We start from the raw sequence: 17,183 nt of genomic DNA on the forward strand, positions 1-17,183 counted from the left end.
CGCGCCGGCCAAGCAGCGCTGGCTGTGGGTGCTGTCCGACGGCCGCACGCGCGAGACGCCCGCGAAACCCGCGGCGGCCGATCACGTCGTGTTCGTCGACTTCGACGACGCGGCCGTGCGGATCGGGCAGGGCGCGCGGCTGGCCGCGGCGTGGGGCGCGCAGTGGGTGACGGCCGACGCACTGTGCACGGGCCGCGCCGGCTGATGGCCGGCCGGCGGTGCGCTATGATCGCCGCTTCTGCTTCAACCCATTGGAAAAACCGCCATGCAAGTACTGGTCGATGCCGACGCGTGTCCCGCCGTCATCAAGGACATGCTGTTTCGCGCCGCGCGTCGTGCCGAAATCTGCGTGACGCTGGTCGCGAACCAGTTTCTGCGCACGCCGCCGTCGCCGTTCATCAAGGCGGTGCAGGTGCCGGCCGGTTTCGACGTGGCCGATGCGCGCATCGTCGAGCTGGTGGAAGCGGGCGACCTCGTGATCACCGCCGACATTCCGCTGGCCGCCGCCGTGCTCGACAAGGGCGCGCATGCGCTCGACCCGCGCGGCAACTGGTTCAGCCGCGAGAACATCGAGGAACGCCTGTCGACGCGCGCGATGATGGATCAGTTGCGCAGCGCGGGCATCGACACGGGCGGGCCGGCGCCGTTCAGCGCACGCGACGGCAAGGCGTTTGCCGCGCAGTTCGACCGGTTCCTGGCGCAACAGGGCAAGCCTTGAGGGTGTGTCGCGGCCGCCGCGTGTCGTGATCGCCCTGCGCGGGGCGACACCTGCGCGCCATGCGCTATATCACCGAATCCGCGTTCAATCGCGCGCATCGCTGCTGCGAGGATGCAGGTTTGTCCCTACGCTGCTATCGTGGCGCAAACCACAACACAGCATAGGAGCGCACGCGTGTCACCGACTCAACTTCTCGTTCCGACCTTCTCCCAGATGCTGCGCGCGCAGTCCGCGTGGCTCGACAAGGCTGCCGCACACCGCCAGGCCGCGGGCGACGCGCCCGACGCGGCGATGTCGCTGAAGCTGGCGCCCGACATGTATCCGCTCGCGGCACAGGTGCGCTTCTCGTGCTTCCAGGCGATGGAGCCCGTCCACCGGCTGCGCGGCGAACCGCTGCCGGCCGCGCTGCTCGCCTTGCGCGAGGCGGGATGGCATGCGGATGCGCAGCCCGGCACGCTCGCCGATGCGCAGGCGATCATCGCCGGCACGCTCACGTTTCTCGGCGACCTCGCGCCGGATGCGCTCGATGGCGGTGCCGCGCGGCCGATCGCGCTCGACATGCCGAACGGGATCGCGTTCGACATGACGGGCGAACAGTACGCACGCGACTGGGCGCTGCCGCAGTTCTACTTCCACGCGATCACCGCTTACGCAATCCTGCGCCACCACGGCGTCGAACTCGGCAAGGCCGACTACGTGCCGCACATGCTCGCGTACGTCCGGCCGGGCACGATTCCGCAAGGGTGAGCAGGCAGGCGCCGGGCAACCGCGAAGCGACATGACGCGGGCACTCTTCCTCTGCAGCCGCAACCGGCTGCGCAGCCCGACGGCCGAAGCGGTGTTCGCCGCGTGGCCGGGCGTCGAAACCGACTCCGCGGGCCTCGCGCCCGATGCCGACACGCGCGTGTCCGCCGAGCAGCTCGACTGGGCCGATGTCGTATTCGTGATGGAGCGTGCGCACAAGGCGCGGCTGGCAGCGCAATTCGGTGCGCATCTGCGGGACAAGAAGATCGTGTGCCTCGATATTCCCGACCGGTACGCCTACATGCAGCCGGAACTTGTCACGTTGCTCGAACGCAAGGCCGGCCCGTTGCTGCGCGCGTGACCGGCGCGAGCGCTATCGACGTCAGCGCAGCCGGCCGCTTGCGATCGCCGAGAAACAGTCGAGACGCAGCAGCTCGATGATCTTGCGCGTCGGCACGCTCGCACGCAGCGTGTCGAGCCGGTCGACGGTGAACCACTTGCAGCGGGCGATCTCGTTGCTCGCGCGCGGCGTCAGGTGCGCCGGCACGTCGGCCACGAACACGTGATGGAGCTTCGTCAACCCGCCGAACTGCACCGCGTAGTCGAGCGCGAGCCCCTCCAGCCGCGTTTCCTCCGCAAGCTCCCGCAGTGCAGCATCGAGCGGCGTCTCGCCACGCCGGATCGTGCCGCCCGGCAGCGACCAGCGCGATGCGGTGCGGGCGACCAGCAGCACGCTGCTGCGCTGACGGCACACGATCGTGGCGCGTTCCTTGATGACGGCGAGAGTGTCCAGCCCGGTACTCATGTTCGGTCAAACAGGTGCTGAATCGTGGAGAAAATGCGTGTCGGCGGCACGTGACCCGCCAGCCGCCACCACGGCGTAGAGGCAGCCGCACCGATCTTAGCGGCCGTTCATGACAGTTCCATGCACGCCCTCGCAGGGCAAACGCCGAGTCACGCGTGCGTATAGATGCCGCTGCGCGTGGGCTTCACGTGGCGCGGCTGGCGGCGCTTGTGGACAGCCCGCCGATGGTGGGACGGCGGCGGCGTGACGTGCCGGCGCGCGGGCGCGGGCCGGGCGGTCGGTGAGGCCGACTGCGGCGCTCCCCCCGGCATCCCGGTCTGTCCTTCGCCGAAGTGGAACGTCTGGGTTTGCGCATGTCCGACGCCCAGCGTCGACGCCAGCATGAAGGCCGCCAGCAGCATCCGTTTCATGAATGATCCGTCCGATTTTTTTGAGATGAAGATTGCCCGCCAGCTTAACGAAAGGCGGGATGCCACCGCAACCGGCCCGTGTTCGGTGTCGCCCCGGCTTGCGCACGGCGGCGTCTTTCGCTTCGCCTCAGGGTGCCGCCGGGGTTGACAACGAATTTCCTGAGTGTGAATATAAATTCACATACAAGAATTATTCGTCGAATCCGGACGGTCGCGCCCAAGCGCCGGCCTGCCGGGACCGGCAGGCCGATCAACCGGAACCAGGAGCGGGACGCATGGCGGAACACGAGCAGCAGGGCGCGCTGGCGGGATTGCGCATCATCGATCTGTCGCGGGTGCTGGGTGGCCCGTATGCGACGCAGATCCTGGCCGACCACGGCGCGGAGGTGATCAAGGTCGAACCGCCGTCCGGCGACGAGACGCGCACCTGGGGCCCGCCGTTCGACGGCGATACCGCGTCGTACTTCCTCGGCGTGAACCGCAACAAGCTCGGTATCGCGCTCGACCTGACGCGACCGGCCGACCGCGAGCGGCTGCTCGGCCTGCTCGAACATGCGGACGCGATCGTCGAGAACTTCAAGATCGGCACGATGGAGCGCTGGGGGCTCGGCTTCGACGCGCTGCATGCGCGGTTTCCGCGCCTCGTCCATTGCCGCGTGTCGGGCTTCGGCGCGGACGGCCCGCTCGGCGGGCTGCCCGGCTACGACGCGGCCGTGCAGGCGCTCGCGGGGTTGATGAGCGTCAATGGCGAAGCCGGCGGCGCACCGCTGCGGGTCGGCGTGCCGATCGTCGATCTCGTCACCGGGCTGAACGCGGCGCTCGGCGTGCTGATGGCGCTGCGCGAGCGCGACACGAGCGGCCGCGGCCAGTTCGTCGAATCGACGCTGTTCGACTGCGCGCTGTCGATCCTGCATCCGCATACGCCGAACTTCTTCCATTCCGGGAAAGCACCCGTGCGCACCGGCAACGCGCATCCGAACATCACGCCGTACGACAGCTTTCCGACGGCGAGCGTCGACATCTTTCTGGCGGTCGGCAACAACGGGCAGTTCGCGGGCTTGTGCGACGTGCTCGGCACGCGCGACTGGCTCGACGATCCGCGTTTCGCGGACAACCGCGCGCGCAGCGCGAACCGCGCCGCGCTGCGCACGCTGCTCGAAACGGCGTTGGCCGGACACGACGGCGCGGCGCTCGCCGAGCAACTGATGCGGCGCGGCGTGCCATGCGCGCCGGTGCTCGGGCTCGATGCGGCGCTCGACCATCCGCATGTCGCGCATCGGCAGATGAAGGTCGAGCTGGGCCGGCATCGCGGCATCGCGTCGCCGATCAAGCTCGGCCGCACGCCGGCCAGGTACCGGCGGCCGCCGCCCGCGCTGAACGAACACGCGGCGCAGGTGTTTGCCGACGCCGACGCCGACGACCACGACACGCACCGGGATTGACCCGCATCGCGGCCGCCGGCCGTGTCGCGCGCCCGACGGCGCCGCACGGCCACTCGAACACCACGCCGGGCGACGACGCGCGCACCGGCTGAAGAGGAGACGCATCATGCTTGCATGGATCGGCGCGATCGCCATCGTCGCGCTGTTCGGCCTGATCATCACGAAGCGGCTGTCGCCGCTGGTCGCGCTGATCGTCGTGCCGGTGGCCGCGTCGCTCGCGGCCGGGTTCGGGCTTGCGACCGGCAAGTTCATCGTGCACGGCGTGCAGAACATCGGCCCGATCGCCGGGATGTTCGTTTTTGCGATTCTTTTTTTCGGAATCCTCACCGACGCCGGGATGCTCGATCCGATCATCGCGGGCGTGCTGCGCGTGATCGGCTGCCATCCGCCGCGTATCGTGATGGGCTCGGCGCTGCTCGCGCTGCTGATCCATCTCGACGGCTCGGGCGCCGTCACGTTTCTCGTCACGCTGCCCGCGATGATGCCGCTCTATACGCGGCTCGGGATGGATCGCCGCATCCTCGCGTGCGTCGCGTCGATGGCGGCCGGCGTCAATTTCCTGCCGTGGGTCGGGCCGATGCTGCGCGCATCGGCGGCGCTGCACATTCCCGGCTCCGCGATCTTCATGCCGATGATTCCGGTGCAGATCGTCGGGCTCGTGTTCGTGTTCGGCACCGCCTACGTGCTCGGCGTGCGCGAGGCGAAGCGGCTCGGGCTCGATCGTGCCGGCGCGGCGTCGCTCGCGATCGCGCCGCGGGCGCTGACCGACGACGAGCGCGCATTGCGCCGGCCGGAGCGCTTCCGGATCAATCTCGTGCTGACGCTCGTCGTGCTCGTCACGCTCGTGGCGGGCATCGTCGACCCGATGGTGATGTTCATGCTCGGCACGGTCGCCGCGCTCGTGATCAACTACCCGGACGTACAGGCCCAGCGCGAGCGGATCGACGCGCACGCCAAGGCCGCGCTGATGATGGCGAGCGTGCTGCTCGCGGCCGGCGCGTTCACCGGCATCATGTCCGGCACCGGGATGCTGAAGGCGATAGCGGATGTGGTCGTCGCGCACGTGCCGGTCGAGCATGCGCGCCACATGCCGTTCGTGCTCGGGCTGCTGTCGATGCCGCTCAGCCTGCTGTTCGACCCCGATTCGTTCTACTTCGGCGTGCTGCCGGTGCTCGCGGAAAGCGCGAAGCTGCTCGGCGTGCCGCCGATCCAGATGGCGCAGGCCGCGCTGCTCGGCCAGATGACGACGGGCTTTCCGGTGAGCCCGCTCACCCCCGCGACGTTCCTGATCGTCGGCCTGACCGGCGTCGAGCTGGCCGAGCACCAGAAATTCACGATTCCGTTCCTGTTCGCCGCCACGGTGCTGATGGTGTTCGCCGCCGTGATCGTGGGCGTGTTTCCGTTGTGAGCGCCCGGGACCTGCCGCATCGCGCCAACCCGCCGGGAGGGCGATCCCGCAAGGGGACGCGCGCCGGAGCGGAAGCCTCGACGCCGCCGGGCGTTTTCCTTCTTGAAAGCGGCGTAGCCGCTTGGCCTTTTCCAGGAGTGCATGCCATGCAGTTCGACCTGACCGATGACCAGCGCGCGATCGAAAGCGCGATCGAGAAAATCTGCGCGCGCTTCGGCGACGACTACTGGCTCGAACGCGATCGCGCGGGCGGGTTTCCGGCCGATTTCCACGCGGCGCTCGCCGAGGCCGGCTGGCTCGGCATCGCGATGGACCCGGCCCATGGCGGCGCCGGGCTCGGGATGACCGAGGCCGCGCTGATGATGCGCACGATCAGCGCCTCGGGCGCCGGCCTGTCCGGCGCGTCGGCCGTCCACATGAACATCTTCGGGCTGAACCCGGTGCAGGTGTTCGGCACCGACGCGCAGAAGGCGCGCTTCCTGCCGCCGCTGATCGCCGGTCGCGACAAGGCGTGCTTCGCGGTGACTGAACCCGATGCGGGCCTCGACACCACGCACCTGAGCACGCAGGCGCGCCGCGACGGCGACCATTACGTGCTGAGCGGGCGCAAGATCTGGATCTCGACCGCGCAGGTCGCGAACAAGATGCTGATCATCGCGCGCACGACGCCGCTCGACCAGGTCGCGAAGCCGACCGACGGGCTGAGCCTGTTCTATACCGACCTCGACCGCTCGCGCGTCGAGGTGCGCGAGATCGAGAAAATGGGCCGCAAGGCGGTCGATTCGAACATGCTGTTCATCGACAACCTGCGCGTGCCGGAAGGCGACCTGATCGGCAACGAAGGCGACGGCTTCCGCTACCTGCTGCATGGGCTGAATCCCGAGCGGATCCTGATCGCCGCGGAGGCGATCGGGCTCGGGCAGGCCGCGCTGCGCCGCGCGACGCAATACGCATGCGAGCGCGTCGTGTTCGGGCGGCCGATCGGGCAGAACCAGTCGATCCAGCATCCGCTCGCGCAGGCGTGGATGCAGCTCGAGGCCGCGTGGCTGATGGTGATGAAGGCGGCGACGCGCTACGACGCGGGGCAGTCGTGCGGCGCGGAGGCCAACGCCGCGAAATACCTCGGCGCGGAAGCCGCTTTCCAGGCCTGCCAGACGGCGGTCGCGACGCACGGCGGGATGGGCTATGCGAAGGAATACCATGTCGAGCGCTACCTGCGCGAGTGTATGATTCCGAGGCTCGCGCCCGTGAGTCCGCAACTGATCCTGTGCTACATCGCGGAGAAGGTGCTCGGGCTGCCGAAGTCGTACTGACCGGTCCGACCGGCAGCCGGCCCGGTGCGCGGTTTCCCGTTCCGATTCAAGCACTCGTCATGGACGTCAAACTCGTTGCCCGCACGCTCGACCTGTTCGAGCTGTTCGCCGCCGAACGGCGGCCGCTGCCGCTCACCGAACTCGCGCGCCTGCTCAATGTGCCGGCGTCGAGCTGCCTCGCGATGGCGCGCACGCTCGTGAGCCGCGGCTACCTGTACGAAGTGCGCAAGCGCGGCGGCTACTACCCGACACGCCGCCTGCAGACGCTCGCCGCCGCGATCGACGCGACCGACCCGGTCGTCGACATCGTCCATCCGCATCTCGTCGCGCTGCGCGACGCGAGCCGCGAGACGGCCGTGCTCGGCAAGATCCAGGGGGTGGCGGTCACGTATCTCGACGTCGTCGAGTCGGAGCAGGCGATCCGCTATACGCGCGCGCCGGGCGAACTGCGCCCGCTGCATGCGAACTCGATCGGCAAGGCGATCTTCGCGGAACTGGCCGGCGACGCGCAGCAGGCGCTCGGCGCGCAGTTGCCGTTCGAGCGCTTCACCGACGCGACGGTGGCGGATCTACCCGCGCTCGTCGCGCAAACCGCCCGGTTTCGCGAACTCGGCTGGGCCGAGAACTTCGGCGAGAGCGCGCCCGAGCTGTCGGCCATTGCGGTCGCACTGACGCTCGACGGCGACTGGTACGGGCTGTCGGTGGTCGGGCCGACCGAGCGGATTCGCCAGCATCGCGACACGCATGCGGCGCTGCTCGTCGACGCGAAGGCCAGGCTGCTGGCCGAGCACGCGCGCGACTGAAAGCGGGCAGGGTGCTACCGATCAGCGGGCCGTCCGCCGGCGATCCGGTAGCTGGTGATCGCCGTGAACGGCCCCCGATGCACGGGCCTGAAGCCTAGCGCCGGCCGCTACGCCGCATCACGACTTCACCCACACGCCGCCCGCACTCGGGTTGTCGCCTTGCGTCCACCATTTCGCGCAGTATTTCGCGCCCTGGTACATCACGCAGGTGCCGCCTGAATACGCGGTGGTTGCCGACCACGTGGGCGTGCCGCCGCCGACCACTTTCCACACGGCGGCCTGGCCGGGCACGTCGCCCTGCGTCCACCATTGCGCCTGGTACGTCGTGCCCTGGTAGGTGACCGTCGCGCCGGCCGTATAGACCTGGCCGGCCGCCCAGGGCGCGCCCGGTTGCGGCGTGCCGCCGTCCGAGCCGCCGCCGTAGTTCGGATCCTGCGTGACGCCCGTGCCCCACTTGCCGTCGAGCCGCTTGAAGATCGTCGCGAACGCGTACGGCTGCTGCGCGACGCCCGAGCAGGTCGGCGACGCATACGTGCCACCCGACGGGCACGCCTGATCGCGGCCGACCGACCAGTTGCCGAAGAAGCCGTAGCCGTTGCTGACCGCCGCGTTCAGCACGCTTTGCGCATTCGCGAGCGTGAAGGTTTCGCCTTGCACGTCGTTCACGCCGATCATCGGCGTGACGCCGACCATCTGCCAGAGCTGCGCGTTGGTCTTCGGCTGGCCGGCCGACTTGAAAGCCGTATCGAGCTGCGAGTAGAGCGCCTGCGCGGCACTGATCGCGGCCGCGCCCATGTCGAGGTTCGCGGGGCCGTAGTCCATCGCCATCACGTTCACCGCATCGAACGCGGTCTTGTTCGCGATCGCCGCGTTGACGACGTTCAGGCCGTCCTGCGTGAGCCCGGTCGGCATCGTCGGCAGCGTCAGCGTGACGTGCAGCGGCTTGCCTTTCGCCGCATAGCTCGCCTGCAGCTGCGTGACCGCCTGGAAGTTGCGTGCGACCGCGGCCGTGTCCATTTGCGACGCACCTTCGATGTCGAAGTCGACGTGCGTGAGGCCGTACGTGTCGATCACGGCCTGGTACGCGCTCGCCAGCGCGGGGACCGTCGTGCACGCCTGCATCAGCGGCGTGCCGTTCGCACCGCCGAACGACACGGCGACTTCGCCGCCTTTCGCGCGATAGCTCGCGATCGACGTCGACAGCGCGGTCAGCAGGCCGCCGCTCGCGCCGTTGCCGATCGGCTGCACGCCGCCCCATGACGGCACACAGCCGTTGCCCGCGACCACGAACGCGAGCGTGAACTGCTGGATGCCTTGCCGGACGCCGATCTGGTCGACGAGCGGCGTCGGGTAGAGCGTCACGTCGACATAGGGCGCATAGATGCCGGCGCCGTGGGACACGCTCGCCACGGCAAGCAGGCAACCCGCTGCAAGTGCGCGCGGGATGAAACGCGGCAACGCATTGTTGTTCATTGTGTTCTCCAAGTGGAAGAGGGATACGCTGGCCCGCGTATCGCCGCCGGTCGGGCGACCGGGCAGGCCCGGCCGACGGCGTGCCCATCTTGGAGGATTCGCGTCGAATAGTGAATAGTCAGGAGTTCTTTTTGTTATTTGATTCCCGATACGTAACGATCTTGCCGATTCGACACAGTTCCGGCATGCGTGACGCGGGTGATTTTTCCGATCGACCGGGTGAGGCCCGACGCGTGTCGCTCGTCGCGCTTCAAGCCGATGGCGGCTGGACGAGCGAGCGCGCCAGTGCGACGAAGCGCTCGACGCACGCCGACGCGAACGGCTCGTTCCACGACACGATCTGCTCGACCGCGCGCGTGCCGGCGAGCGGCACGTAGACGACGCCCGGACGCTGCAGCGTGGCCGTGAAACCCGGCACGATCGCGATGCCGCGCTCGGCGGCCACCAGCGACACGAGCGTCGTGATCTGTGCGGCGGTCGCGCCGATCCGCGGCGTGAATCCGGCTTGCGCGCACAGGTCGTCCAGTGCCGCGGTCAATGCCGAGCCGTAACCGGGCGGAAAGGTGACGAAGGTTGCGTGCGCAAGCGCCGCGACGTCGACGCTCGCACGGCTCGCGAGCGGATCGCCGGCCGGCACGGCCGCGACGAGCGGTTCGCGCGACACGACCAGAGACGCCACCGGCACGCCGGGCGCACCGTGCCACGCCCAGCCGAAACCGATGTCCATCGTGCCGTCCGCGATCTGCTGGCGCTGGCTCGCGGTCGCCGCCTCGCGAAACGCCAGCTCGACGTCGGGCATCGTCCGGCTCGCGACGCGGATCACGTCCGGGAACGTGTCGGACATCGGAATCGAGCTCGCATAGCCGATCACGATCCGCCCGGCGATGCCCTGCGCGATCTTGCGCGCGCTCGCCTCGGCCTCGGCGGCTGCGCTGACGACGTGGCGTGCATGGTCGAGGAACGCGGCGCCTTCCGGCGTCAGCCGCACCGCACGCGTCGAACGCTCGAACAGCCGGACGCCGAGCTCGCTTTCGAGTGCAGCGATATGGCGCGTCAGCGGCGGCTGCGCGACCCGCAGGCGCAACGCCGCGCGGCCGAAGTGCAGTTCGTCGGCGACGACCACGAAATAGCGGAGGCGGCGCAGGTCGAGCATTGTTGTCGTTCCGGTATCAATCGCGATGAAAACGGTATTGGCGTGCACGCGGCGCGCTCGTCAGACTGTCGGTATCGACACTAGGCCGCTCCGATGAACGACAGGACCACGCGCATCGCGTTCTTTCTCTGCGGCTTCGCCGCGTTTCTCAATCTGTATTCGACGCAGGGCATCCTGCACGAACTCGCGGCCACCTTCGGTGTCAGCGCGGAGCGCGCGGGGCAGGGCGTGAGCGCCACCACGACGGCCGTCGCCATTATCGCGCCGTTCGTCGGTGCGCTGGCCGCGCGCATCGAGCGGCGCGTCGCGATCTCGCTCGCGGCGGTGGCCGTCGCGCTGCCGGTCGTGTGGTCCGCGCATGCGGGCAGTTTCGTGTCGTTCCTCGGCGCGCGCTTTGCAGCCGGTCTCGTCATGCCCTTCATTTTCGCGCTGTCGATCGCCTATATCGCCGAGCGTTTCGATCGCGGCACCTCCGCCGAGATCAGCGCGCTGTTCGTCGCCGGCACGACGCTCGGCGGTTTCGCCGGCCGCTTCGCGACCAACCTGATGACGTCGATCTGGGGCTGGCGGCATGCGCTCGACGTCGTCGCGGCACTGTGTCTCGTCACGGGCGTCGCGATCTACGCGAGCCTGCCGGCGTCCGGCGCGATCGCGCGGCGCGTCGAGCGCGAGGCGGATAGCGGCGCGGGGCCGTCCTGGCGCATCGTCACGCGCGGCCCGCTGCTTGCATCGTTCGCGATCGGCGCATGCGTGCTCGCGTCGCAGGTCGCGACGTTCACGTTCGTCGGCCTGCGCCTGGCCCGCGCGCCGTTCGGCTTCGGCACGGTCGGGATCGGCGCGATCTATGCGGTGTTTCTGGTGGCGGTGGTCGTGACGCCGCTGGCAGGACGCCTCGCGCGGCATCGCGGCCCGCGCGCGCCGGGGCTTGCCGCGGCCGCGCTCGCGATCGGCGGGGCGCTGCTCACGCTGTCCGACCACGTGCCGGTGATCCTGGCCGGCCTCGCGCTCAGCTCGACCGCCGTGTTCGTCGAACAGGCGTCGGCCAATACGTTCATCTCGCAGGCGGCGTCGAGCGCGCGCTCGACGGCGATCGGCATCTACCTGTCCTGCTATTACTTCGGCGGCAGCCTCGGCTCGATCCTGCCGGTGCCCGGCTGGCATCGGTGGGGATGGGCCGGCTGCGTCGCGTTCGTGGTCGCGGCGCAGGCCATCGTCGGCGTGCTCGTGTACCGGTTCTGGCGCGCCGACGGCGCAGCCGGCCCCGCGCAGGCCGACGCACGCGGCGTCACACCGTCGCGCTGACCGGCTTCAGCGATACCAGCGCGGCGTATAGACCCACTCGCGTGTATTGCCGATGGCGAAGCGCCGCGTCGTCGACGAGCCGACGATCACCATCGTGCGCATGTCGACCTGGTCGCTGCGCAATGCGCCGAGCGTCGTCGTCGTGAGCGTCGCGCCCGGCCGGCCGATGTCGCGGCCGAGCACGACCACCGTCTCGGCGCTGCGGTGCGCACGCACTGCATCGAGCGCACGATCGAGCTGCCACGGCCGTGCACGCGAGATCGGGTTGTAGAACGCCATCACCAGATCGGCCTGCGCCGCGTGCCGCAGGCGCGTCTCGATCACGTCCCACGGCTTCAGGTTGTCCGACAGCGAAATCGCGCAGAAGTCGTGACCGAGCGGCGCACCGGCCTGCGCGGCCGTCGCAAGCGACGCCGAGATGCCGGGTTCCACGCGCAGGTCGACCGCGGCCCAGTGCGGATCGCGCGCTTCGTCGAGCGCTTCGAGCACGGCCGCGGCCATCGCGAACACGCCCGGGTCGCCCGACGACACGACCGCGACGCGCCGGCCTTCGGCCGCAAGCTCGAACGCATGGCGGGCGCGCTGCATTTCCTCGCGATTGTCGGTGCCGTGCACGCGCTGGTCGTCGCGGAACGGGCCGGCCATGTTCACGTAGGTCGTGTAGCCGAGGATGTCGGTCGCGTCCGCGAGCGCGGCGCGCGCGGCCGGCGTGAGCCACTCGGCACCGCCCGGGCCGAGGCCGAGCACCGTCAGCCGGCCGCGTGCATGGCCGAGCGTGGCGGGATCGACCGGATGCGACGCGACCGCGCATGCGATGCCGTCCGTCGTGGCGCGCAGCGTGTGCGCGACGCGCAACGCACGGCCGAGCAGGGTGGCCGCATCATCTGTCGCGTCAGCGTCAGCGTCGGTATCGGTATCAACGAAGCGCAGCGGCACGTCGAGCGTATGCGCCGCTTCTTCCAGCACGGCATCACCGATTGCCGATGCGGGCGCCACGATGGCCGCGAGCGCCAGTCGTGCGAGACCTTGCGAATCGAGTGCTGCATCAATGCGTGCGGCAAGCGCTTCATCCGCGTGGATAGCCTGCGCATCGATGCCGACCACCACGCTGCGTGGATGAATCACCAGTTCGTCGCGCGACCCGCGCCATGCGTCGGGGGTCACGCGGATCGCATGCGCGGCGGCTTCGTCGCGCGGCAGCGCGACATCGTCGAGCCACGGCGCCGCGCCGTCGATGCGCGTCGACGCGCCCGCGAGCAGATCGGACACGAAGCGCTTGCCCTGGCCGAGATCGGCGAGCGCATAGCCTTCCGGCGGATTGAGCACGCACGCGCCGAAACGCAGTTCGCCGCTCGTCGTGATCGCCGGCGCAACGCCGACGCATGCGGCGATTTCCCGCGCGATCACGTTGACGCCCGTCAGCCCGCCGAGCAGCGGCACGACCGCCGAGCCGTCTTCCGCCACCGCGAGCACGGGCGGCTCGACGCCCTTGTCGGCGAGCGCGGCGGCAATGCAGCGGATCACGATGCCGGCCGCGCACAGCGCGACGATCGGCAGCCCGCGCGCATAGAGTTCACGCAGATGCGCGCCGAGATCGTCGAACGGCACGTCGGCCGCGACGCGCGACGCAAGGCCATGCACGCGCGCGCCCGGATAGCGCGCCTGGATGCGCCGCGCGGTATCGAGCGCGCCCGCGCCGAGAATCACGATCGCGGGCGGAGTCGTCATCCTTGCCATTTTTCCCCCGGCACGACGAGCAGCGAGAAATACGGCGACGCCATCGGATCGACTTCGTCGAGCGGCACGATGCGCTGGCTCGCCATCGTCGCGCGCTCGACATACAGCGCGCGCTTCGCGAGCCCCAGCTCGTCGAGCACGCGCCGCACCTTGTCGAAATTGCGCCCGAGCTTCATCACGACGGCCGCGTCGGCCCGCGCGAGCCGCTCGCGCAGTTCGTGCTCGGGCAGCACGCCCGACAGCACCGACAGGCTCTGGTTGCGGTAGACGAGCGGTTGGCCGAGCACCGCGGTGCCCCCGAGCATCGCGCACACGCCCGGAATCACCTCGGTGTCGTAGCGCGGCGCGAGGCGGTCGTGCAGGTACATGTACGAGCCGTAGAAGAACGGGTCGCCTTCGCAAATCACCGCGACGTCGCGCCCCGCGTCGAGGTGCGCGGCAACGATCTCGGCGGCCGTGTCGTAGAAGTCGGCGATCACCGTCTCGTAGCACAGCGGCGGCGGCAAGGCCTCGGTCGTCACCGGATAGACGAGCGGCAGCTGCGTCTGCGCGTCCTGGAGGTGCGCTTCGACGATGCCATACGCATTGCCTTTCTTGCCCTTCGCGACGAAATACGCGACCACCGGCGCGGCCTGCAGCACGCGCAGCGCCTTGATCGTCATCAGTTCGGGATCGCCGGGGCCGACACCGACCCCGAACAGGCGTCCGCGCGCGGTCGTCATTCGACCTCCGTCGCGAGTGCGTTGACCGCCGCCGCCGCCATCGCGCTGCCGCCGCGCCGGCCGAGCAGGGCGACGTACGGCACGCCGCGGCTGTCGGCGTCGAGCAGCGCCTTCGATTCGGCCGCGCCGATGAAGCCGACCGGGAACCCGAGGATCAGCGCGGGGCGCGGCGCGCCGGCGTCGATCATGTCGAGCAGATGGAACAGCGCGGTCGGCGCATTGCCGATCACGACGACGCTGCCCGCGAGATGCGGACGCCACAGCTCGAGCGCGGCGGCCGAACGCGTGTTGCCGAGATGCCGCGCGAGATCGGGCACCTCGGGCTCGCCGAGCGTGCAGATCACGCGGTTGTCGGCAGGCAGCCGCGCACGCGTAATGCCTTCGGCGACCATCCGCGCATCGCACAGGATCGGCGCGCCGGCGGCGAGCGCCGTGCGGCCCGCCGTGCCGGCGCCGGCCGAGAAGCGCAGGTCGTAGACGACGTCGACCATCCCGCACGCATGGATCACGCGCACCGCGAGTTTCTCGAGGTCGGGCGGAACCTGCGACAGGTCGGCCTCGGCGCGGATCGTCGCGAACGACTGGCGGTAGATTTCCTGCCCGTCGCGAATGTAGTCAAGCATCGGTGGTGTCCTGGCTGTGCCGCGCGCCCGTCAGTCGGGCCGCGGCCTGGTCAATCGTCAGATGGCGCGCGAGCGGGGCGCCAAGGCCCGCGGCGGCGTCGCGCCGGTAAAGGTCGTAGTGCGCGGGCGCAACCGCGACGAGCGTGTGCGTCGCGGGATGCGGCAGCGCGCAGTGGCGTTCGCAGCCGGTCAGGTGCACGTCGACTGCATGGCCGATGCGGGCGGCGAGCGCGCGTGCGTCGTGCTTCGTGTCGGCGCGCGCTTTCGCGCAGCCCGCGCTGCCGGTGCACGCGACGAGCATCGCCAGCGGATCGGACGACGCGCGGACGAGGCCGAGCGACGCGAGCACATCGAGCGTGGCCGGTGCGCGTTCGCGCGATATGTCATGCAGGAACACGCCTTGCCATGGCGTCATCGACAGCGTGCCGTCGCCGTCGCTTTCGGCCAGCGCCGCGAGCCGTTCCAGTTGGGTGGCATCGAGCCGGCCGAGCACGAATTGCGCGCCGACGTTGCAGCGCGTCGCATCGAGCGACGGGCGCACGCCGAAACGCAGCGTCGGGTCGGTGCACGTGCGGCGCCAGCCGGCAAGCGCCGGATCGGCTACAAGCGGGAAGGGCAGGTAGTGCTGCGCGCGTTCGAGCAGCGCGCGTTCGCCGCATGTTGCGAGCAGCGCGCGCATCCGCGTGACGTCGGCCGGTGCGAGATCGAGAAACGCGAGCAGCAGCGCGCGGACCAGCGCAGCAGCTTGACCGGGCGCGACATCGACAGAAGCGGGTGGGTCATCGTGCGCGACCGGCGGACAACCGGCCAGCCCGGCCGCGACGCGCACCGCGCCGTCGCCGCGACGCCAGGCGGCCAGCCAGATGTCGTGAGGATGATCGAGCGCCGCAACCAATTCGCCGCCGTCGAGCTGGATCGAGAATTTCGGCGACAGCTCGCCGCGACGCGGCTCGCGCGCCAGCATGTCGAAGAGCGGCGCGGCGAGCGCGCGGCTGTCGACGAGCGCGGCAGGGTCGTGGCCGGCGAGCGGGCTGAGCAGCACGTTGCGCACGTCGTCGCTCGCGGCGAGCGCGGCTGCATCGACGTCTGCATTCGAGGTGGCGTCGACGGGCGGGCCGAGACCCGCTTCGAGCAACGCACGCGTCAGCGCGTCGGCCGCGCCGTCGCGAATGCCGCGCAGCTGGAGATTCGCGCGATTGGTCGCGTCGATCGTGCCGGAGCCGAAGGCGCGCGCGGCCGCGGCGATCGCACGCGCCTGGCGCGCATCGAGCCGGCCGCCCGGCAGCTTGATCCGGCACAGCCCGCCGTCGGCGGCCGCGACCACGCGCACGAGCCCCGGACAGGCCGACGGGCGCACGACGGGCGACGCAGGAATCGAAACGGGGGCGGAACTCAACGGGGTACCGGGACAGTGTCGGGCCGCGGCCAACGCATCGGTACACCCCGCCCGACGCCGACTGGCACGCACGCACTTTCTGGCCGGCAGGTCTCCTGGCTGACAGGTCGGCGCCGGCTCCCGGCCTTCCCGGTGGAACCAGTGGCATGAGGGGGAGATCGGCTCGCTGTCTACAGTTGCGGGGGCAGCCACAGCGGCGCGTGGCGCGCCCTGTGTTCCCTCTTCGGCCCCGAAGGGCACCGGCGAACGAACGGCCGTAGGATACCCGATTTTCGAGACGATCCGGCATTGTCGATATGCCGCGCAACCGCGTCACAGCGCGGTCGCAGCCGGTTTGGCGCTATCTCGCAAATGGTACGATTGGCGGCTCGACACCCGATCGGCGACCGCCGGCATCCGCGATGAAACTCGGCAGGACGGAGCTGTTCGGCATGGGCATCGCGCTGGGCCTGCTGGCCATCCCGGCCTGGATGCTGCTCGCGTGCATACTGATCCCGCTTGCGCCGTCGGCCGAGTGGCCGAAGAATGTCGGGCTCGCCGGCCTCGGCGTGCCGATCGCGGCGGGCGGCACGTTCCTGTACCGGAAAACCGACGCACGCTCGCTCATGTGGCTGCTGCTAGGCTGGCTGCTGATCGCGTCGATCGGCGGGATGGTTCTGGCCTTGCTGACGTTTGTCGTCGGCGTGCCGCTCGGCTGACGTCGTGGCCGTATCGCACCGGCGGGCGGGCGACGCACACGGCACATGAACGAATCAACGCGCGATGGCCCAGCCGCCGCGCATCGCAACACACGGTAGGAAATCGAACGATGGGGAAGGGTGCATGACGGCGTGGCTGACGGTAGTGGGCATCGGCGACGACGGTTACGCGGGGCTCGGACGCAGTGCGCGTCGCGCGCTGCTCGACGCGACGCTCGTCGTTGGCGCGAAGCGGCATCTCGACATGCTGCCCGCGCGGCTGCCGGCCGCGCGCGAAGCGTGGCCGTCGCCGTTCGACCTCGCGGGCGTGCTGGCGCGGCGCGCGTCGCCCGTCTGCGTGCTCGCGAGCGGCGACCCGATGCTGTTCGGCGTCGGCGCCACGCTCGCGCGCCAGCTTTCCCCCGACGAATGGCGCGTACTGCCCGCGCCGTCGTCG

The 17,183-nt window shown here is 70.0% G+C and carries 18 protein-coding genes, 1 pseudogene and 1 riboswitch; of the genes and pseudogenes, 11 read left to right on the top strand and 8 right to left on the bottom strand.

Annotated features, from left to right (window positions below):
* The 4 genes and pseudogenes from G3N98_RS32370 to G3N98_RS32385 all read left to right on the top strand — a co-directional run.
* Positions 1–205 (top strand): annotated as a pseudogene (locus G3N98_RS32370) (magnesium chelatase); the annotation flags it as partial.
* 60 nt (positions 206–265) lie between these two features.
* Positions 266–718: a YaiI/YqxD family protein gene (locus G3N98_RS32375; RefSeq protein ID WP_206150472.1), complete on the top strand. Its 453-nt coding sequence runs from the start codon at positions 266–268 to the stop codon at positions 716–718.
* Positions 719–892: 174 nt separating this feature from the next.
* Positions 893–1,465, top strand: a complete 573-nt coding sequence (locus G3N98_RS32380; RefSeq protein WP_089472772.1) for a DUF1993 domain-containing protein — start codon at positions 893–895, stop codon at positions 1,463–1,465.
* A gap of 31 nt (positions 1,466–1,496) precedes the next feature.
* Complete coding sequence (locus G3N98_RS32385; protein WP_089431071.1) at positions 1,497–1,823, top strand: low molecular weight protein tyrosine phosphatase family protein; 327 nt, start codon at positions 1,497–1,499, stop codon at positions 1,821–1,823.
* 21 nt (positions 1,824–1,844) lie between these two features.
* Here G3N98_RS32385 and G3N98_RS32390 read toward each other — a convergent pair whose 3' ends face one another.
* Entirely contained in the window at positions 1,845–2,267 is a 423-nt protein-coding gene (locus G3N98_RS32390) for an NUDIX hydrolase (protein ID WP_089472773.1), read from the bottom strand.
* 149 nt (positions 2,268–2,416) lie between these two features.
* Entirely contained in the window at positions 2,417–2,677 is a 261-nt protein-coding gene (locus G3N98_RS32395) for a hypothetical protein (RefSeq protein ID WP_089472774.1), read from the bottom strand.
* Positions 2,678–2,952: 275 nt separating this feature from the next.
* Here G3N98_RS32395 and G3N98_RS32400 point away from each other — a divergent pair, with 275 nt between their 5' ends.
* The 4 genes from G3N98_RS32400 to G3N98_RS32415 all read left to right on the top strand — a co-directional run bounded on the left by G3N98_RS32400 (position 2,953) and on the right by G3N98_RS32415 (position 7,643).
* The gene (locus G3N98_RS32400; protein ID WP_206150473.1) at positions 2,953–4,119 is read left to right on the top strand and encodes a CoA transferase; all 1,167 of its coding nucleotides are present in this window, start codon (positions 2,953–2,955) and stop codon (positions 4,117–4,119) included.
* A 106-nt stretch (positions 4,120–4,225) separates the two neighbouring features.
* Positions 4,226–5,527, top strand: coding sequence for a citrate:proton symporter (locus tag G3N98_RS32405; protein WP_206150474.1), 1,302 nt, complete (start codon positions 4,226–4,228; stop codon positions 5,525–5,527).
* A gap of 146 nt (positions 5,528–5,673) precedes the next feature.
* Positions 5,674–6,840: an acyl-CoA dehydrogenase family protein gene (locus G3N98_RS32410; RefSeq protein WP_089431073.1), complete on the top strand. Its 1,167-nt coding sequence runs from the start codon at positions 5,674–5,676 to the stop codon at positions 6,838–6,840.
* Between the two features lie 59 nt (positions 6,841–6,899).
* A complete protein-coding gene (locus G3N98_RS32415) occupies positions 6,900–7,643 on the top strand; it encodes an IclR family transcriptional regulator (protein WP_206150475.1) in 744 nt (247 codons plus the stop codon).
* Positions 7,644–7,760: 117 nt separating this feature from the next.
* Here the strand turns inward: G3N98_RS32415 and G3N98_RS32420 are convergent, their stop codons facing one another.
* Together G3N98_RS32420 and G3N98_RS32425 are read right to left on the bottom strand one after the other, a co-directional pair.
* Positions 7,761–9,116 carry a chitinase gene (locus G3N98_RS32420; protein ID WP_206150476.1) on the bottom strand — a complete coding sequence of 452 codons (1,356 nt, stop codon included), beginning with the start codon at positions 9,114–9,116 and terminating at the stop codon, positions 7,761–7,763.
* A gap of 250 nt (positions 9,117–9,366) precedes the next feature.
* A complete protein-coding gene (locus G3N98_RS32425; protein ID WP_089472778.1) occupies positions 9,367–10,269 on the bottom strand; it encodes a LysR substrate-binding domain-containing protein in 903 nt (300 codons plus the stop codon).
* 93 nt (positions 10,270–10,362) lie between these two features.
* Here G3N98_RS32425 and G3N98_RS32430 point away from each other — a divergent pair, with 93 nt between their 5' ends.
* Positions 10,363–11,571 carry an MFS transporter gene (locus G3N98_RS32430; protein WP_206150477.1) on the top strand — a complete coding sequence of 403 codons (1,209 nt, stop codon included), beginning with the start codon at positions 10,363–10,365 and terminating at the stop codon, positions 11,569–11,571.
* A 6-nt stretch (positions 11,572–11,577) separates the two neighbouring features.
* On the opposite strand, the gene cobJ is transcribed toward G3N98_RS32430, so the two are convergent.
* Genes cobJ through cobG form a run of 4 tightly spaced genes read right to left on the bottom strand, consistent with a single transcriptional unit; the run spans position 11,578 to position 16,010 of the window.
* Positions 11,578–13,299, bottom strand: coding sequence for a precorrin-3B C(17)-methyltransferase (cobJ, locus tag G3N98_RS32435; RefSeq protein WP_206150478.1), 1,722 nt, complete (start codon positions 13,297–13,299; stop codon positions 11,578–11,580).
* On the bottom strand, positions 13,296–14,030 hold the full coding sequence (locus G3N98_RS32440; RefSeq protein WP_089425417.1) for a precorrin-2 C(20)-methyltransferase: 735 nt from the start codon (positions 14,028–14,030) through the stop codon (positions 13,296–13,298). The genes cobJ and G3N98_RS32440 overlap by 4 nt, the downstream gene beginning before the upstream one ends.
* Complete coding sequence (locus G3N98_RS32445; RefSeq protein ID WP_046545711.1) at positions 14,027–14,653, bottom strand: precorrin-8X methylmutase; 627 nt, start codon at positions 14,651–14,653, stop codon at positions 14,027–14,029. Before G3N98_RS32445 ends, G3N98_RS32440 begins: the two co-directional genes overlap by 4 nt.
* A complete protein-coding gene (gene cobG / locus G3N98_RS32450; protein ID WP_346779120.1) occupies positions 14,646–16,010 on the bottom strand; it encodes a precorrin-3B synthase in 1,365 nt (454 codons plus the stop codon). The genes G3N98_RS32445 and cobG overlap by 8 nt, the downstream gene beginning before the upstream one ends.
* A gap of 106 nt (positions 16,011–16,116) precedes the next feature.
* A riboswitch (cobalamin riboswitch) is annotated at positions 16,117–16,308 on the bottom strand.
* A gap of 142 nt (positions 16,309–16,450) precedes the next feature.
* Here cobG and G3N98_RS32455 point away from each other — a divergent pair.
* Together G3N98_RS32455 and G3N98_RS32460 are read left to right on the top strand one after the other, a co-directional pair.
* Positions 16,451–16,747, top strand: coding sequence for a hypothetical protein (locus G3N98_RS32455; RefSeq protein WP_206139715.1), 297 nt, complete (start codon positions 16,451–16,453; stop codon positions 16,745–16,747).
* Between the two features lie 124 nt (positions 16,748–16,871).
* On the top strand, positions 16,872–17,183 hold a 312-nt coding region (locus tag G3N98_RS32460; RefSeq protein WP_241026184.1), incomplete at its 3' end, for an SAM-dependent methyltransferase.

Origin of the sequence: Burkholderia sp. Tr-20390 (assembly GCF_017104595.1) — a bacterium.
Lineage (GTDB): Bacteria > Pseudomonadota > Gammaproteobacteria > Burkholderiales > Burkholderiaceae > Burkholderia.

What these genes read in the sequence shown, in the direction of transcription:
- G3N98_RS32375 (WP_206150472.1), top strand. Translation starts at nt 266, where the DNA reads ATGCAAGTACTGGTCGATGCCGACGCGTGTCCCGCCGTCATCAAGGAC.
- G3N98_RS32385 (WP_089431071.1), top strand. Translation starts at nt 1,497, where the DNA reads ATGACGCGGGCACTCTTCCTCTGCAGCCGCAACCGGCTGCGCAGCCCG.
- G3N98_RS32390 (WP_089472773.1), bottom strand. Translation starts at nt 2,267, where the DNA reads ATGAGTACCGGGCTGGACACTCTCGCCGTCATCAAGGAACGCGCCACG.
- G3N98_RS32395 (WP_089472774.1), bottom strand. Translation starts at nt 2,677, where the DNA reads ATGAAACGGATGCTGCTGGCGGCCTTCATGCTGGCGTCGACGCTGGGC.
- G3N98_RS32400 (WP_206150473.1), top strand. Translation starts at nt 2,953, where the DNA reads ATGGCGGAACACGAGCAGCAGGGCGCGCTGGCGGGATTGCGCATCATC.
- G3N98_RS32405 (WP_206150474.1), top strand. Translation starts at nt 4,226, where the DNA reads ATGCTTGCATGGATCGGCGCGATCGCCATCGTCGCGCTGTTCGGCCTG.
- G3N98_RS32410 (WP_089431073.1), top strand. Translation starts at nt 5,674, where the DNA reads ATGCAGTTCGACCTGACCGATGACCAGCGCGCGATCGAAAGCGCGATC.
- G3N98_RS32415 (WP_206150475.1), top strand. Translation starts at nt 6,900, where the DNA reads ATGGACGTCAAACTCGTTGCCCGCACGCTCGACCTGTTCGAGCTGTTC.
- G3N98_RS32420 (WP_206150476.1), bottom strand. Translation starts at nt 9,116, where the DNA reads ATGAACAACAATGCGTTGCCGCGTTTCATCCCGCGCGCACTTGCAGCG.
- G3N98_RS32425 (WP_089472778.1), bottom strand. Translation starts at nt 10,269, where the DNA reads ATGCTCGACCTGCGCCGCCTCCGCTATTTCGTGGTCGTCGCCGACGAA.
- G3N98_RS32430 (WP_206150477.1), top strand. Translation starts at nt 10,363, where the DNA reads ATGAACGACAGGACCACGCGCATCGCGTTCTTTCTCTGCGGCTTCGCC.
- cobJ (WP_206150478.1), bottom strand. Translation starts at nt 13,299, where the DNA reads ATGACGACTCCGCCCGCGATCGTGATTCTCGGCGCGGGCGCGCTCGAT.
- G3N98_RS32440 (WP_089425417.1), bottom strand. Translation starts at nt 14,030, where the DNA reads ATGACGACCGCGCGCGGACGCCTGTTCGGGGTCGGTGTCGGCCCCGGC.
- G3N98_RS32445 (WP_046545711.1), bottom strand. Translation starts at nt 14,653, where the DNA reads ATGCTTGACTACATTCGCGACGGGCAGGAAATCTACCGCCAGTCGTTC.
- G3N98_RS32455 (WP_206139715.1), top strand. Translation starts at nt 16,451, where the DNA reads ATGAAACTCGGCAGGACGGAGCTGTTCGGCATGGGCATCGCGCTGGGC.